Genomic DNA, 16,403 nt, shown 5'->3' with positions numbered 1-16,403 from the left:
CCTGTGAGAGTAGGACGTCGCTAGGCAAGACAAAAAAGATCAACCATTTTGGTTGGTCTTTTTTTATTTTTAAAAAATGAAGGTTATGTCGAAGTTTACTGGATCTTTTTCATATCTTATTAAAATTGTTTCTACAAAAATTAGCTTTTAAATCAAGATATTGAGGGTGAGTGATACGTTCATTCACCTAAGATGGGACCTGTCCCTTTGGCCCTATTTCGTTTCAGGTTTATTTTTTGTTTGCTTTTTAGAATCTTGTTTGTTTTTTATATGCCCCTTTGCATCCACTTTTGAATCCCTTAACATGATTTTTCACCCCCAAATTTGAAGTTCACCTTTAGATGTTGTTATGTTTCCACTTCAGAAAACCTTTATACTCAGCTTCTTTATTGAATAACTGTATAAAAACAGTTCCTCTTCAAAAAATAAGGGAACAAAATTTATAAGGTGGTGTTCATATTGGCTGAAGAGAAAAGTAATAAGAAAAAGAAAGGTTGTCTTGGCTGTCTCGGGTTACTAATTCTTATTATCATTATTGGCTCTTGTGCTGCCATTTTAGGTGGGGATGAGGAAGATCAAGCTCCTCCTGCACCACAAGAGGAGCAAAATCAAACGGATGATATGGCAGCGGAGAAAGAAGAACAAGTAGAGGAAAATAAAAAAGATGTTGCAGAAAAAGGGGATCAACCTAAAGAAGAACAGCCAGTTAAAGAAGAAAAAGCACCTGAAGATTTAAGTGGCTTTGTTGAATACGCAGTTAAGAAGGAAGCAGGCGAAACTTCGAATCACGATGATAAAGAGCTAAAAAATCGAGTGTATAAGGTCTCTGTTAATGGAGATGTCGTGTGGGCACAGGTTGTTGCTGACGATAACTTTACAAAAAATACAATTCGCAAAAGTATTCAACGAGATAGTACCGATATCTTAGAAGAGATTTATACAAACAGGGATGACGTTTCTGAAGTTACACTCGAATGGGTGTTTCCATTACAAGATGCTTATGGAAATGCTAAGATTGGACCGATTGTAACAATTATCTTATCGAAGTCCACCTCAGATAAAATAAATTGGGAAAACTTTTCTTCCTCCAACCTTCCAAAAGTTGCTGATACCTATATCGAATACCCGGCGATAAAAGATTAATATAGAGTTATTTGAGGATTGCTTAGTTAGAGAGGGATAAAGTTCGTTAGTAATACAAACACGGGACACTGGCAGTTCAGTGTCCCGTTTTCCAAAAAAATGGTGGGACAATGTCCCTCTGACCCACTTAGACTCCTGGGAACCAGCCAGGGGTGTTGGTGATTGCATTCCATAGTGGATCTGGAATGACTAGTTCTTTTTGTTTGGTTTTGTCTATTTTTGTGACGATCTCGTTTTCTTTATCTTCTGCTACTTTTTGTACCCAGTCAGGGTCAATGATTAGTTCTCTACCTAATGCAAGTAAAGGGACACCTGTTTTAAAGGCTTTGCGAGCATCATCAGCTGTATAAATGGATCCAACTCCTATTAATGGAATACGATTATTAATTCTTTCTAGCAAGTATTCGATACGAGTTTTGTATGTGTCTTCAACACCTCTTCTTGCTGTTGAAAAGAATTCTCCCAATGAAACATGTAAATAAGTTAAGCCTTTATTCGCTAATTTATCAACTAGTTTTAGTGTATCACCCATTGTAATTCCAGGTGTTTCAGGTTCTTCTGGTGAAAAACGATAGCCAACAATAAATTCAGGAGTCGCATGTTCTTTAACAACTTTTTGCACTTCATCCACAATCGCTAGTGGGAAGGTCATACGTTTTTCTAGATTGCCTCCATATTGGTCCTCACGACGATTTGAATGAGGAGAGAAGAACTGTTGAATTAGATAGCCGTTAGCTCCATGTATTTCAACCCCATCATAGCCAGCTTCAATGGCACGACGAGTTGTTTCTCCGAATGCTTTTATGATTTCTTCAACTTCATTTTCAGTTAATGGTCTTGGTTTTACATCAGGTTCCTCGGTTGATGCTCCTCCTCTTACGGCAGGAACATCACTTGCGCTTACAATATCTCCATTTGGAACTAATTCAGGAGGACACATTCTTCCGCCATGAAAGATTTGTAAGATAGCTTTCGCACCTTGTTCTTTAATGGCTTTGGCTAATTGAGATAAGCTCGGAATCATCTCATCTTTGTCACCAGCAAATTCACCATGGAATCCTTTTCCATTTGGTGTAACATATGTACAAGCCGTAATCACCATGCTCACTCCACTAGAACGGCGTGCATAGTAACTCACTTCTGCGTCTGAAACAGTTCCATCTGGATTAGATGAGAAGTTAGTCATTGGTGCCATGACCAGTCTGTTTTTTAATTCAACCCCATTAGGGAGAGTGAAAGTTGATAGCATAAATTGATTGTCTGCATTCATTGTTTGTAACCTCCTTAACAGTTGATTGTTATGTGAAAAGCAGTACCATTATATACTTAGCTAATCAGTGGTACTTTATTAGCGTGCAAAATAATGATACATTCTATAGGAAACAATTTAAAGCATTCTGCTTATATGAGATAGGGAGAGGTAATCAATGGCTGGAATTGGTGCCACTTTTTAAGATGCGTATATAAAAAACAAGCTGGACATATAGATGCCAGCTCGTTTTTTGAAATGCCCCTGCCAAGGAATTTTATTTTACCATATACAGGGGGCATATTTGAAAGAAAATACTACTTAAAAATCTGGTCAATTGTGTGTATTTCTTCTGGTGTTAAGACGACTTCTAATGTTTTTAGGTTTTCTAACACTTGCTCGGAACGTTTAGCACCAGGGATGACAGCACCAATCTCGTCATTTGTTAGATACCAAGCTAACACGAGATGGGCCTAGTGACGATAAACCTGTCTTTCTGCCCATTATTGCCAAAGGCAATTCTTTATGATGTCCTATTTCGAAGGCGTATACAGCACATTTACTTGTTTGACCTCAAGCTTAGCGCCTTGACCAAAAATTCGACTACTTTCTCGACTTTTGCTGTCTACAAATTCTAAAGGAACAGGTTCTCCTTGTATTGGATCAAAATAGAAATCCTCTTCGGTTGACAGCTTTACTAAGCCTTTCCCGTTCTCGAATGCGTCCATTAACGTAAACAATCCTAATCCAGCTACCAATTGGTTAGGTTTTACAAGTTCTTCTTTCCCTCCATGGTCTAATATCATATATTTCCGATCAATGTGATGGCCGATTTTATCAACTTGGAAGACCTTACTATTGTCTACATACCAACTGATCGTTCCTTTGTCTTTATCATAGGAAATTCTAAGACGATGAACATCTTCTGGATTACGTTTCATAACTGGAATCTTATAAGAAAATGCTGCATAATTCCCCAATGTGCCTCTACCTAGTGGAAGACGCTCATAAAAGGCATAAATTTGATTATTTGTAATGAAAAAATCAAAGACCATAAATGACTCCATATCCATAGTATTAAATGCAAAGCTTGCTAAACGAATATCATTAGGAGCTTCAATTGCATCTCCAAAAGGTTGATATTGAGTACCGAATGTTCTTCCGGAAATCCAAGTTTCAAATGAAAGTACCTTCCCGGAAATAGCGTCGAAGCCAGGAAATCCCGTTGAGGATGTATGGTTCATATAGGCTAACCATTTCACATGATCGATTGCCCCAGGAAGACCACCGTTTTTGTGTTCTTGAGCTAAGGTGTTTGTAAATGCGGGTTCGCCAGAAGTAGGATTAATACCACTTGAAACAACTTTTAGTCCCTTATTGGAGGTAGTTACAATTCCATCATTCCCAACATAATCACCTGCCGAGAAATAAAACCAATTTTCTGGGGCAAAACCTTTAGAGAAATCGTCCCATTTGATCATTGTGGTCCCGGGTGCTAACGGTTCTACCGTAGATGAAGAAGCACTAACAACTGAAACTGCACTGAATGTTAAAAGAAGAGATAATACAACAATCTTAACCTTTTTCAATCCCATCCTAAAACCTCCTCAAAATTCATTAGTAGTACTGCAACAGCGAACATCCCATTCTCTAAAAGAAACATTCAATAAAAGTATATTAAAGGAAATAAAAATACTGTTAGTAAATAAAACGACAAATTCTTTTTACTTAGTGAATATCCCAGTTGGGACAAGGGACCTGTCCCTCTGTCCCAAGTTATGGTAAGATGGACAAGCTAATTTGTACGTAATAAAGGGAGATGATGATTGGATGAAGCAGGAGTTTATTGAAGTTATTAATGGGCGGGAGAACAATTTGAAAAATATTCATGTTCAGATTCCGAAGGGGAAAATTACGATTTTTACAGGGGTGTCTGGTTCTGGGAAGTCATCGATTGTTTTTGATACGATTGCACAGGAAGCAGGTCGTCAGCTAAATGAGACGTTTAGTAGTTTCGCCCGTCAGTTTCTGCCGAAATACGGCCGACCTGAGGCTGATGAAATTAATAATCTTTCCACTGCGATTATAGTGGATCAGAAACGACTTGGTGGTAATGCAAGATCAACACTTGGGACGGTTACTGACATTCAGCCTCTGTTAAGACTTCTTTTTTCACGTTTTGCACAACCAAGCATTGGTTGGAGTAATGCATATTCCTTTAATGATCCACTTGGAATGTGCCCACATTGTGAGGGGATTGGTAGAACAATTACATTAAACCTCGATGCTGCGTTAGATATGGAGAAATCCTTAAATGAAGGTGCCATTTTACTTCCGGGGTTTGGTCCAGGCACATGGCAATGGAAAGCATATGCTGAATCCGGTTTCTTCGACAATGATAAAAAAATAAAAGATTATACAAAAGAAGAATATGAAAAGCTAGTTTATGCCGGTGAAGAAAAAATCGTCGTTAATTATATGAATGGCGAAATCAACACAACGTATGAAGGCCTGGTCGTTAAATTTATGAGACAAAATGTGAATAGAGATAAAGATACATCGAAAGCTGCAGAAAAAAAGCTCAAAGAATTTACCACAACGGGCACATGTCCTAACTGCCAAGGGACACGGTACAATGAGAAGGTCTTAGCTTCAACATTCAAAGGCTATTCGATTTATGACCTGACATCGATGCAACTTGATGAATTAATGAATGTTCTTCAACGTTTTGATGAAACAAGTGCGAAACCAATTGTGGATGGGATACTAGAACGAGTTAAAAATCTTTGTGACATTGGATTAAGTTATTTGACCTTAACAAGGGAAACGCCAACTTTATCTGGTGGTGAGTCGCAGCGGGTTAAAATGGTGAAATATTTATCTAGTAACTTAACTGGATTAATGTACATATTTGATGAGCCAAGCACTGGACTTCATCCTCGCGATGTCTACCGATTAAATGAATTACTTGTTAGATTACGTGATAAGGGCAATACGGTATTAGTGGTAGAGCATGACCCTGATGTTATCCAAATTGCAGACCATGTCATCGATGTTGGTCCGAATGCGGGTACTGGTGGAGGAAATATTATGTATAGTGGAAGTTACCAGGGTCTAATGTCTTCTGATACATTAACGGCTCAGTTTCTAAACAAGAAACTGGAAATTAAAAAGAACCCAAGACCTGTTAATGAATTCTTGGAAAGTAGAAAAAGTAGCCTCCACAATTTGAAAAATGTGAGTATTCGCGTCCCAATCGGTGTTTTTACTGTTGTTACGGGCGTAGCAGGTTCTGGTAAAAGTACGCTTGTAAACGAGGTTTTTGCAAAGGATTTTCCAGATTCCATTCGAATAGACCAAAGCCAAGTTCATGGTAATATTCGATCCAATCCGGCAACCTTCTCCGGTATCATGAATTCGATTCGGAAAGCTTTTTCGGAAGCGAATAATGTGGAAAGTGGACTTTTTAGCTATAATTCAAAAGGAGCCTGTGAAACATGTGGGGGCACTGGTACGGTAGAGCTTAACTTATCTTTCATGGATAAAATGGAAATGGAATGCAGCGAATGTCACGGAGACCGTTACAAACAGGAAGTCCTCCAATACCTGTACAAAGGAAAAAATATTGTAGAGGTTATGGATATGTCTGTCGCAGAAGCTGTGGAGTTTTTTGAAGCAAAAGATATTAAGAGACAACTGACAAGCATGGCGACAGTTGGGCTTGGATATTTGTCTTTAGGTCAACCACTAAACACATTATCAGGTGGGGAAAGTCAAAGACTAAAACTCGCAAAAGAGATAAATAAGAAGGGGAATATCTATATTCTAGATGAACCGACAACTGGATTGCATCTATCCGATGTATCCAATATTCTAGTGATTATTGAAAAATTAGTTGAAAAGGGTAATACAGTCATTGTCATAGAACATAACCTAGACGTCATCCGAAACAGTGATTGGATTATTGATTTAGGTCCAGACGGAGGTACTGGTGGTGGAGAAATTTTATTTGAAGGCCCACCAGCAGGACTAATGAATTGTGAACAATCTATAACAGCAAAGTATATTTAAAGGAAGAAAAAGTGTCTAAACCCTAATGTATATTTCATTATTAGGAGTTCAGGCGCTTTTTTTCAGTTAAGGGCGAAGGGACATACCGTTGTCTAACTGACTTTGTTTAGAACATGCTTCTTGTAAAATCATTTATGGGTATTTAATGGAAATTTGTAGAATTAGTTTGAATAAATGTGCAGTCTACTCATACTCATAAATTGAGGTGATCAAATGGATTATAATAATTTTAAATCAATTAAAGATTATGGCTTTGAAGGTTATATTCCGGTTACTGAATTGATGCAAAATCATTCGATTGTTCCACATAATAAAGGGGTTTATATGGTGCTCTATACCCCTGATCATTCACCAGAGTTTTTGAGAAAAGGTACAGGTGGTTATTTTAAAGGGAAAGACCCTAATGTCCCAGTAGGAAAGTTAAATGAAAGTTGGGTAAAGGATACGAAAGTAATCTATATCGGGAAAGCCGGTGGCGAAAAAAGCTCTGCTACTCTGAATTCAAGAATAAAGCAATTATTAAAATTCGGTAGTGGAAGAAATGCGAGCCACTACGGCGGAAGGAGTATTTGGCAAATTGAGGATATCAATCATTTGATTGTTTGTTGGAAGGAACTACCTGTCGAGGATCCTAATGATGTAAAAAATCAATTGATTAAGGGTTTTAAAAAGATACATAGAAAGAGACCATTCGCAAATATGGTAGATTGATTTAAATTTGTGTGTAAAGTTCAATTTTATATGGATTAGTAAAGTGAGTGAACAGGGAGGATTGTTGTTAATCCTCTCTTTTATTTTGTACAGACGAGGTATTCAGTGGATGTAATAAATGAAACTAAATCATGTTTCATTCGTAAATAAGGTATAAGAAAAAATGAACTTTGGCCAATTAAAATCCCATTAGGCGGTGGTATGGTGGAAAATCATGTAGATGACATTAAAACAAATATAGAGAAACTAAGGAGTACCATAAGTAAAGAACTTTCAAAAAAGCTTGATTTAAATAAATGTGAACGAGTGGTTGATAAACTGGGGTCTTTTTCGGAAGGTTGCGTAGAATGCCAGCAACATCTACTGGATTTAAAGAATCATTTTAATAAAATGGTTGCGAAAATTAATGAAATTGATAAGGACAGTAATCATCATAAACAAATGATCAAAGGAATTGTTTCACATCTCCAGAAGGAGCATAAATTGGTGCCAGAAGGATTTTACCTATCATTATATATGTCTATTGGTATGAGTATAGGTGTAGTGTTTGGATTAACAATAATTGATAATTTTGCGTTAGGTATATCGTTTGGTATGAGTATGGGAATTGCGCTTGGTGCTGGTTTGGATGCAGATGCTAAGAAAAAAGGTAACTCAATATAGCCTTTAGGACACTCACAAATGTGAGTGTTTTTTGGTTTGTTTCGGCGTTAATTAATAAAAAATTTGAACTTCCTTAAAAGTTATTGGAAAATTTTATGATATACTAGCTTAGTAGAGGAGGCAGTGTCATGAAAAAACAGCGATTACGCATTGTGATGACAATCATAGTATTTTTCTCGTTGGTTGCTTGTAGTAACTCAACGGATGAGGCAAATGCAAAACCAGAAAATAAATCATCAGAAACTAGCACAAATCAAAAAACAGAGGAAAAACCAGCTACCGATGAGGAGTCAGGTGAAACAGATAAATCTGAAAGTCCTGAAAATACTCAGATTAAAAACAAAGAAGAGACATCAAAAGAACCATCTACGACTGAAAATGATGAGACATCAAAGTCTAGTAACAACAATGAAATAACAAAAGGTATGAAGAATGCATATCTCAAAGAATTAAATAAAATGGAAGAAACAGATAGAAACGCCGAAGATACAGCAACAATGGCAGAATTGGAAGAACAAGAGGCGGCACGGTATAAAAAGTGGGATGAGAAATTGAACGAGATATATGGAATGTTAAATGAACAGCTTGACTCTGAACAGATGAATCAATTACGAGAAGAACAGCGGAATTGGATTATACACAGAGATGAAACCGCAAAAGAATCATCACTGAAATATAAAGGTGGCTCGACGGAAACCTTAGAATATGTAGCTACCCAAGCAACTATGACACGGGAAAGATGCTATGCATTGGTTGCTAAGTATATGAATTGATAGTTTAACATTTAAGATAAAAACGAGTTGGCGATGAATGCCAACTCGTTTTTTTATATGGAATGCTCAGAACATGTCCCTTGACTCAAGCGGGATAAATGGACCTGTCTTACTTGCCTTTTCATAGCCGCTATGTTTAACTAGTATCTAGTTACTTAATAATCTAACAATTCGACTAGGGGAGCATGTTTGTGCTGAGAGATAGAGATATCGACCCTTTGAACCTGATCTAGGTAACACTAGCGTAGGGAAGTGGAGTTGGCACGTTTATGTGTAAACTAAACGATATATATTGCCGAACCCATTTCTAGTCACTAGTAATGGGTTTTTTTATCTCCCCCGAAGTCAGATAGGAGAAAGGGGAAAATGGATATGAGTAGTCTTTTTACTGATCGTTTATGGAATCGAGTGGAGCCTATTTGGAATTCGTATTTGGAGCATCCTTTCGTGAAAGGGATTGGCGAGGGTTGGTTGGAAAAGGATAAGTTTAAGCATTATATGAAGCAGGATTATGTGTACCTGATTGAGTATTGCCGACTATTTGCGCTAGGGAGTGCAAAGGCTCCGGATTTAGAAACGATGTCCATATTTGCAAACCTTTTACATGGCACGTTGGAGATGGAGATGGATCTACACCGTCAATATGCCGCAAAGTTTGAGATATCTCCAGAAGAGCTTGAGGCGACTAGACCTGCATCAACTACAACATCTTACACAAGCTACATGTTGAATGTAGCGCAACTTGGTGGTGTAGAAAATGTTGTCGCTGCAGTCCTAGCCTGTGCATGGAGCTATAACTTTATTGGAAAAGAGCTCGTCAAATGGCCAGGAGCAGTTGCTCATGAATTCTATGGGGAATGGGTGAAAATGTATTCATCCGATGAATTTTCAGCGTTGGCCGAAGATTGTAAAACGCTAATCAATGAAATCGCAAGCGGAAAACCTGAGCGAGATTTAGCAGTACTTGAAGAAATCGTCGTCAAAACGAGTATGTTTGAATATATGTTCTGGGATATGGCCGAAAATCTTGAGGAGTGGCCGATTAATCTATAGGACAAGTGGATAGGTTCCGTGCACAAGTTCAGTCACGGAACCTTTTTTCGTAATAAAATTTCCACTACTAATCGTAGTTTTCTATTTTCCAATGGAATAATCTTGGAAAGTCCCCCAATTTTCATGTCTAGCAAACTGAGGATAGGCAGAAGTGAAGGTAACTATGATGGGAGCGTGGTCAAGAGTAGGGTAAGCATTGAATAAAAATCGATCACCGTATCGAATAGCTGTTAAGGCAAGTGGCAATTCACGTCTGAAGATTTCATTTCGCTTCGCTGCTACTTGTTGGTTATATTCTCCTTGATCAATATATAAATAAACCTGGTAATGGAAGTGACTTCCATCTGTTCTCCATTCACCTAATACTTCATCTCTCATCGAATTGATTTTATCCCAGGCATAATGGTAGCCTATTGTTAAAAATAATTCGGCAGTTTTATCAGAGTGTGTTAGTGTGTAATATCTTGGAATAATGGGTGCCGCAGCAGTAACGCCATCTCTGTATTCGACCGATAGTTTGTCGGGATTGAATGTGCTCAAACAATCATCTCCTGTCGTTTTTAATAAAGGTTAGAAAATGAAACTCCTTATCACTATAAAATGTATGTATATACATAAATTAGGCATTCATGAACAATATTTCTCCTTCTTTAAAAACAAAAAGACCTCCAATGTTTGAAGGTCTTCAAATGCTAAATCGGTCTTCTATTACTGCCCTTTACTGTTAGAGGTATAATCAGTTTTTAACCAGGCGATAGGGCTCATATTTACTTTGTTCACACCTGCATATTTTGTAAGTGTTGTAACAACGCTGTCTAATGGGACCACGTTATACGTATAAGGGAGTTTCTCGTCATAGTTATACTCAAAGATAAATGGATCAGTTGGTGGGTTCATTTTACTCATATTTTCACTTCCAACAATATGAGAAGACCATGCCCAATTTCCAATCGTAGATTTATCATGCCATGTAAATCCTTTTGTAAAAAGATTTTCCCCATTATTGTCCCAACTGCTTCCTGTATACGTTCCATATTGATTGGAAATTTTTGAGTGTACAATTAAGTTTCTATTATAAGCTGCTTGGAATAACTCAGCCCATTGGGCATCCATATTTTTAGTATCTAATCCCTGAATTTCCGCACCTGTGATTGGCTCGTTAATATCATTGAATACAGATGTATCTGCTGCAATTGAGGCACCATTTCTAGCATTTAATGCTCGTGAAAGTGTATCTGTACCGAATTCAGCAATTGCGGTAACATTCTCTAAAATCGCTTGATGAGAGGAATTATCCAAATACAAGTTGTACGCATGACCAGAACCTTGGCGAATCATAGGGATTCTCTGTCCAACATTGGTATACGTATTATAAGCGAGTGTTAAACGTATTCTTTGATTGCCGTCCTTTATCTCATTACCACTACTAGACACATAATTCACATAGTCTTTATCACCTGAACCCGATAAATGTACCTTACTGTGATACGCAGCATAGGCCATGATTTGTTCTTTAGTGGCACCTTCATTACGCATGTTGTAATACACGCTATCGGAATTCAATTCATTTGAAGCATATTTCTCTTCCATAAACTGAATCGTTTGGTAAATATCACTATCTGTTGAAGGATTTTCATCCGCAGGTAATCCGAATTCAGACCAGGAAATCGTGATGTTGGAGCCACCGTTCTCTGTATCAATTAATCCATCCGCTGCAATCGGAAATTTACAATGGTCAATCCATACATTATTGGCGCCATTAATTTTAATATAAGTCCAGCCTACTTCCTTGTGTTTTCCTGTATCATCCCATTGCCACATGCCATCAAAGTTCAGATTACGAATGACGATATCGTTCGTTGACCGTTGTAATTTAAACTCGACAGATCGAATCGTTTTTCCTTTTTTTGAAAAAATCGTGAGTCCGTCAACATTATCAATATTAAGTTGTGAAACACCAGAAGCTGCTATTTTTGGATTGGTAAATCCGTTCATAGGATCCCGGTATTTCGTAATGAAACGATACTTCTTTGTTTCTTCAGAACTCAAATTTAAATGTTTCCAGCCAAAATTTAAATCCTTGACAATTTCAATGACTTTCACACTTCCAGCTTGTGCATCCAAAATGGCCTGTAAGAACTCTCTTTCTGTTTTAACCTGTCGATAATAGGGGGTATCAATGTATTCACTTCGGTCATTCACCCCTAATGAAGCATAACCAGATACAGATAGAAAACTATTGTCATACTCTTTTATAGACCTAGTAGTGTTGGGGATTGAATCGATTTCTGCCGCATGAGCCGTTCCGTTTCCAGTTAAGAAAAATGGTGCAAATAAGGATAAAACCAGGACCCAAACTATTGCTTTTCTAAATTTCATACTATACCACCTTTGCATTTTTTTATTTTGTGATGCAAACCAAATGCTAACAAATTTTTATAGTTCACCTCCAAGCGTACATCTAACGGTAATCATCAGATTAGTTTGTAAACCTTTTCATTAGAATGAAATCAAAAACTTCTCTATTAGTTTAGCAAGCTTCTTATTACATATTTTGTGAGAAGAAGGCATTAAAGTTTACATTTTCGTAGATGTTTAAGGCCTGTACGGAGGAGAGGGGTGCCTTTTTCCTAGTTTCTCTTTTATTTCCTAGGTGTAAAGTTGTGATTCCTCAAAAAATGAAGGATATGGGCAGATGAACATGTAATAAAAAGAACATAACTGGAGTACAAGTTTAAGCGGGTGAAAAATGGGAAAACGAATAGAGAATGTTGTTGGCTCATTTGGAGAGGAGTGGAATAGTGGTACAAAAAATAAGTGTTTCTCTTCGTGAACAGCCTTTTTATATCAATCGTTTTAGTGGTTACTATCCGTCGATGGCAACACATCATCTGCACCAAGATTACGAAATTTATTATTTATCCAAAGGGGAACGGATTTACATCATTAATGGGGAAGAGTACCTAGTAAAGAATCAGCATCTCGTTTTTATTGATAAAAATGTGATTCATAAAACGGTAAAAAAAAGCAATCAGGTGTATGAGCGAATGGTGATAAATTTTAGGGAGTGCTTTTTGAGTTCAAGCGAGCAACAGATTGTAAAGCAGCTTTTTGAAAATGGACCTAACATTATTTCAATTCCCCCCAAAAAGAGAGAATTAATCAATAACATTATAATGAACCTATTCGAGGAATATCAGAAGAATTTAAAGGAAAGGGACTTGTACCTTAAATCTTTGTTATCACAGTTATTAATTGAAAGTAATAGATTGTTAGAGAGGGCAAGTCCTATAAAAACGAAAGTTTCGGGCCCACAAGATAAGACTGGTAAAAATGAAATTGAAAAGATTATTTCATTTATTAATAACAATTATACAAATGACATTTCCCTTGGTGTACTATCTTACCAGTTTCATGTGAATGAGCAGTATATAAGTAGGCTCTTTAAAAAATACACAGGATGCAGTTTTATTGAATACTTAAATGCGATCCGAATAAATGAAGCAAAAAGGTATTTAATACATACAACCATGAAAGTGAATCAAATTGCAGGAAAAGTGGGCTATTCTAATCATGTCCATTTTTGGCGGGTATTTAAGAGGAATACAAGTCTGTCCCCGAATCAATTTAGGATACTAAATCAGAACAATCATCTATAATTTCTTCAGTTGGTTGAAGTACTGACTATAAAAGTTGCAAAATGTAGCATAATAAAAATTAAAACTAACGATAATATAAATTTGATGGTATTATACGTTAAGAGAGAAAATACATAGTAGAGGTAGTTTAATGTTACATTTTATTAATCAATTTGAACAAGCTTTTCATTATTCACCTATAGGTATGGCTTTAGTTTCATTAGAAGGGCAGTATATCAAGGTAAATCCAGCATTATCAAAGATTACGGGCTATTTGGAAGAAGAACTGCTATCACTTACTTTTCAAGAGTTCACACACCCGGATGATCTAGAAGAAGACCTCAGACATGTGCAGGATTTAATTGAGGGAAAAAAAGTGTCTTATGAAATGGAAAAGAGATATATTCATAAAGATGGAAACACGGTATGGGTTTTTCTTTCAGTTTCCATTTTTCAACAAGATGATAAAACACATTATTTAATTGCCCAGATTCTAGATATAACTGAGAAAAAGAAATTAGCACTTAGTATACTCGAAAGTGAAGAAAGGTTTCGAAACCTCTTAACCTACTCACCAGACCCAATCTTGGTATTTGACGGAGAGATTATTTTATACGCGAATGAGTCGGCAGCCAAACTAGTTGACACGTCTCCTGAAGATATGGTCGGGGAATTTATTATAAAATTCATTGATCCTACCATGCATGATTTGGTTCAAACCCGTAGCCAAGAAATTATAAATCAAAATAAGGATCTTCTGAATTTTGATTTGAAAATACGTAGTAAAAATGGCCGCACTGTTGATACCGTTTTTTCTGCAGTTCCAATCTCTTATATGGAAAAAAGGGCGATTTTAGTTAGTTATCGTGATATTACGATACGAAAAAAGATGGAACAAGAATTAACGGAGAGTGAAGATCGGTATCGACAATTAGTCGAGTATTCTCCATTGGGGATTTTAGTTCATCAAAAAGGTGTTATCAAATATGCCAACCCTACAGCGTTGCAGTTATTAGCGATCACAAATGCAAAATTGATGGATGGTATTCAAATTAATGATATTATTCACCCGGATTTTCGTCTAATCGTTTCAAGAAGGATTAGGAATATCGAAGACAATGGCAGATATGAGCCAACCTTATATGAAAAATTCATTCGATTAGATGGTGTGGAGATTGATGTTGAAGTAAGTGGAATCCCGATTCAATTAAACGGGGAATCTGCTGTCCAAGTCGTGTTCTGGGATGTGACCGAAAAAAAGAAGGAAGAGGACTTAATTAGGTATCGTGCTTACCATGATACATTAACAGATTTACCAAACCGACTTAAATTCCAGCTAGATTTAGCGGAAGAGATGGAAAAGGATTCAATGTTTACCATTATGTATTTAGATTTGCATGGCCTCAAATCGGTTAACGATTCGAATGGTCATCAAGCTGGTGATATGGCTCTCATTAAAGTAACATCTCGTTTAACGGGGGTCCTAGGGTCTATTGGTCTCACCTACCGTTTAGGTGGGGATGAATTTGCGATTGTTCTTCCAGGTCGGAAAAGTGAAGAAGAAATCAGAGAGACCGCAAACAGTATAGAGAAAGTTATAAAGCAGCCAATTTATATTGCAAATTCGATTGCTGAAATTTCAACAAGTATTGGAGTTGTCTTCTATCCAGATCATGGGGTAGACATGGAGTTACTTCTGCGTCATGCTGATTTGGCCATGTATCATGCAAAGAAAACGAAGACCTTATATAAAATCTATGATAGATAAGAAGGAAAATTATTGTTGTACTATAAGTTTGTCATCATAGACTTTATCGTAAACGACATGTATATGTCGTTTTTTTTGGCCTTTCTTCTATAAATTCCCTTTCGGATTTATTTTCGAAATAATTTGATATTTCGGTTGACAACCTCTTGTGACTTCATGTACGCTAATATTGTAAAATATTACAAAAAAAATACGACATCTCTTATCGAGAGTCGGGGGAGGAACCTGGTCCGTTGATCCCGCAGCAACCGTTACAAGAATGTAACTAGGTGCTAATTCCAGCAAGCATTTGCTTGAAAGATGAGTGTGGGATACATATTGCCTCTTCCTCATCGGAAGGGGCTTTTGAATTTCATCATTCTGAAATGAAGAACTTTCCTATTTGTAAGGTGAGTAAACTTATGGGAAATGTCGTATTTTATTTGGTAAAAATAGCTAAGGGAGAGATTTACGATGAGTTTGTACAAAAAGGAATATTTCGGAAGACTACCAGAATTGAAAAAATATGCACCTGAAGCATTTCAATCATTTATAAAGTTTGATAGCCAAGCATTAGCTGCAGGTAAACTTTCCGTGAAGCAAAAGGAACTGATTGCAGTGGCAGTAGCTCATATTACCGGTTGTCCGTACTGCATTGATTTACATGTTGGGAATGCAAAGAAGAATGACTCTACTAGAGAAGAAGTGGCAGAGGCTATTTTTGTTGCAACAGCATTAAAGGCAGGTTCCGCTCTAGCACATGGTGTGAATGCACTCAATGCCTATGATGGAAATGGTGATGAAGATCTATATAAAGAGGCTTATTTTGCAAGACTAAAAGAATTTGCTGATTTAAATGGTGAGGCTTTTAAAGCGTTTATTGATTTTGACACGAAATCTCTTAAGGCGAAAAACTTAACAGAAAAAGAGAAAGAGTTAATTGCTGTTGCATGTGCACACACAACAGGTTGCGCATATTGCATTAACTTACATACAAAAAATGCCAAAAAAGCGGGTGCTGATTTGGAAGAAATATCAGAAGCTATTTTCGTTGCAGTTGCGTTAAAAGCAGGTTCTGCTTTGGCACACAGTGTAAATGCGCTTAATGCGTATGATGAGAAGTAATTGACCATATAAAGTAGCTTATTTTAAAAATTTTATTGAAGGGGAACACAAACCTATCCAAAGGTCTGTGTTCTCTTTTTATTTGAGCCATAATTTCACATAACTAGATCGAATAGGAACAGTAACCTTAAATCATAAGAAAATCTTAAGAATTGCATGCAGTGTTTGTTAAGATTTGATTGATATCCTTTCCTTATAGTACATTCTAAGGAGTTGATAGAAATGGTGAA

Annotated in this window: 13 protein-coding genes, 1 pseudogene and 2 riboswitches; of the genes and pseudogenes, 9 read left to right on the top strand and 5 right to left on the bottom strand. The window is 36.9% G+C overall.

Going from position 1 to position 16,403, the window contains the following annotated elements; all coding sequences use genetic code 11:
* The first annotated feature begins 459 nt into the window (after positions 1 to 459).
* Entirely contained in the window at positions 460 to 1,143 is a 684-nt protein-coding gene (locus CKK03_RS20120) for a hypothetical protein (protein WP_142354045.1), read from the top strand.
* A 127-nt stretch (positions 1,144 to 1,270) separates the two neighbouring features.
* Here CKK03_RS20120 and CKK03_RS20115 read toward each other — a convergent pair whose 3' ends face one another.
* The 3 genes and pseudogenes from CKK03_RS20115 to CKK03_RS20105 form a co-directional block, all read right to left on the bottom strand.
* Positions 1,271 to 2,413, bottom strand: coding sequence for an NADH-dependent flavin oxidoreductase (locus CKK03_RS20115; protein ID WP_099364289.1), 1,143 nt, complete (start codon positions 2,411 to 2,413; stop codon positions 1,271 to 1,273).
* 296 nt (positions 2,414 to 2,709) lie between these two features.
* Positions 2,710 to 2,865, bottom strand: a pseudogene (locus tag CKK03_RS20110) (aldo/keto reductase); the annotation flags it as partial.
* Positions 2,866 to 2,925: 60 nt separating this feature from the next.
* On the bottom strand, positions 2,926 to 3,987 hold the full coding sequence (locus CKK03_RS20105) for a DUF6081 family protein (RefSeq protein ID WP_099364288.1): 1,062 nt from the start codon (positions 3,985 to 3,987) through the stop codon (positions 2,926 to 2,928).
* A gap of 235 nt (positions 3,988 to 4,222) precedes the next feature.
* On the opposite strand from CKK03_RS20105, the gene CKK03_RS20100 reads away from it, so the two are divergent.
* The 5 genes from CKK03_RS20100 to tenA all read left to right on the top strand — a co-directional run bounded on the left by CKK03_RS20100 (position 4,223) and on the right by tenA (position 9,663).
* Positions 4,223 to 6,463: an ATP-binding cassette domain-containing protein gene (locus CKK03_RS20100; RefSeq protein WP_099364287.1), complete on the top strand. Its 2,241-nt coding sequence runs from the start codon at positions 4,223 to 4,225 to the stop codon at positions 6,461 to 6,463.
* Positions 6,464 to 6,676: 213 nt separating this feature from the next.
* Entirely contained in the window at positions 6,677 to 7,174 is a 498-nt protein-coding gene (locus CKK03_RS20095; RefSeq protein ID WP_099364286.1) for a hypothetical protein, read from the top strand.
* Between the two features lie 204 nt (positions 7,175 to 7,378).
* The gene (locus tag CKK03_RS24050) at positions 7,379 to 7,837 is read left to right on the top strand and encodes a glycine zipper domain-containing protein (RefSeq protein WP_245864224.1); all 459 of its coding nucleotides are present in this window, start codon (positions 7,379 to 7,381) and stop codon (positions 7,835 to 7,837) included.
* A gap of 128 nt (positions 7,838 to 7,965) precedes the next feature.
* Complete coding sequence (locus CKK03_RS20085; protein WP_099364285.1) at positions 7,966 to 8,610, top strand: lysozyme inhibitor LprI family protein; 645 nt, start codon at positions 7,966 to 7,968, stop codon at positions 8,608 to 8,610.
* Between the two features lie 167 nt (positions 8,611 to 8,777).
* Positions 8,778 to 8,878, top strand: a riboswitch (TPP riboswitch).
* 104 nt (positions 8,879 to 8,982) lie between these two features.
* Positions 8,983 to 9,663, top strand: a complete 681-nt coding sequence (tenA, locus tag CKK03_RS20080) for a thiaminase II (RefSeq protein WP_099364305.1) — start codon at positions 8,983 to 8,985, stop codon at positions 9,661 to 9,663.
* Positions 9,664 to 9,744: 81 nt separating this feature from the next.
* Here tenA and CKK03_RS20075 read toward each other — a convergent pair whose 3' ends face one another.
* Both CKK03_RS20075 and CKK03_RS20070 read right to left on the bottom strand, forming a co-directional pair.
* Entirely contained in the window at positions 9,745 to 10,203 is a 459-nt protein-coding gene (locus CKK03_RS20075; protein ID WP_099364284.1) for a staygreen family protein, read from the bottom strand.
* A 168-nt stretch (positions 10,204 to 10,371) separates the two neighbouring features.
* Positions 10,372 to 12,042: a pectate lyase family protein gene (locus CKK03_RS20070; protein ID WP_099364283.1), complete on the bottom strand. Its 1,671-nt coding sequence runs from the start codon at positions 12,040 to 12,042 to the stop codon at positions 10,372 to 10,374.
* Between the two features lie 422 nt (positions 12,043 to 12,464).
* Here CKK03_RS20070 and CKK03_RS20065 point away from each other — a divergent pair, with 422 nt between their 5' ends.
* The 3 genes from CKK03_RS20065 (at position 12,465) to CKK03_RS20055 (ending at position 16,173) form a co-directional block, all read left to right on the top strand.
* Complete coding sequence (locus tag CKK03_RS20065; protein ID WP_180271327.1) at positions 12,465 to 13,322, top strand: AraC family transcriptional regulator; 858 nt, start codon at positions 12,465 to 12,467, stop codon at positions 13,320 to 13,322.
* Positions 13,323 to 13,452: 130 nt separating this feature from the next.
* Positions 13,453 to 15,069, top strand: coding sequence for a PAS domain S-box protein (locus tag CKK03_RS20060; RefSeq protein ID WP_099364281.1), 1,617 nt, complete (start codon positions 13,453 to 13,455; stop codon positions 15,067 to 15,069).
* A 199-nt stretch (positions 15,070 to 15,268) separates the two neighbouring features.
* A riboswitch (SAM riboswitch) is annotated at positions 15,269 to 15,376 on the top strand.
* A 146-nt stretch (positions 15,377 to 15,522) separates the two neighbouring features.
* Positions 15,523 to 16,173 carry a carboxymuconolactone decarboxylase family protein gene (locus CKK03_RS20055; RefSeq protein WP_099364280.1) on the top strand — a complete coding sequence of 217 codons (651 nt, stop codon included), beginning with the start codon at positions 15,523 to 15,525 and terminating at the stop codon, positions 16,171 to 16,173.
* The last annotated feature ends 230 nt before the right edge of the window (positions 16,174 to 16,403 follow it).

This window comes from Fredinandcohnia onubensis, from assembly GCF_002734215.1.
Taxonomy (GTDB): domain Bacteria; phylum Bacillota; class Bacilli; order Bacillales; family Bacillaceae_L; genus Ferdinandcohnia; species Ferdinandcohnia onubensis.
This window is presented reverse-complemented; position numbering and strand designations above follow the sequence as displayed.

Coding starts and splice junctions, on each gene's coding strand:
- CKK03_RS20115 (WP_099364289.1), bottom strand. CDS start 2,413: ATGAATGCAGACAATCAATTTATGCTATCAACTTTCACTCTCCCTAAT.
- CKK03_RS20105 (WP_099364288.1), bottom strand. CDS start 3,987: ATGGGATTGAAAAAGGTTAAGATTGTTGTATTATCTCTTCTTTTAACA.
- tenA (WP_099364305.1), top strand. CDS start 8,983: ATGAGTAGTCTTTTTACTGATCGTTTATGGAATCGAGTGGAGCCTATT.
- CKK03_RS20085 (WP_099364285.1), top strand. CDS start 7,966: ATGAAAAAACAGCGATTACGCATTGTGATGACAATCATAGTATTTTTC.
- CKK03_RS20100 (WP_099364287.1), top strand. CDS start 4,223: ATGAAGCAGGAGTTTATTGAAGTTATTAATGGGCGGGAGAACAATTTG.
- CKK03_RS20060 (WP_099364281.1), top strand. CDS start 13,453: ATGTTACATTTTATTAATCAATTTGAACAAGCTTTTCATTATTCACCT.
- CKK03_RS20055 (WP_099364280.1), top strand. CDS start 15,523: ATGAGTTTGTACAAAAAGGAATATTTCGGAAGACTACCAGAATTGAAA.
- CKK03_RS20070 (WP_099364283.1), bottom strand. CDS start 12,042: ATGAAATTTAGAAAAGCAATAGTTTGGGTCCTGGTTTTATCCTTATTT.
- CKK03_RS20095 (WP_099364286.1), top strand. CDS start 6,677: ATGGATTATAATAATTTTAAATCAATTAAAGATTATGGCTTTGAAGGT.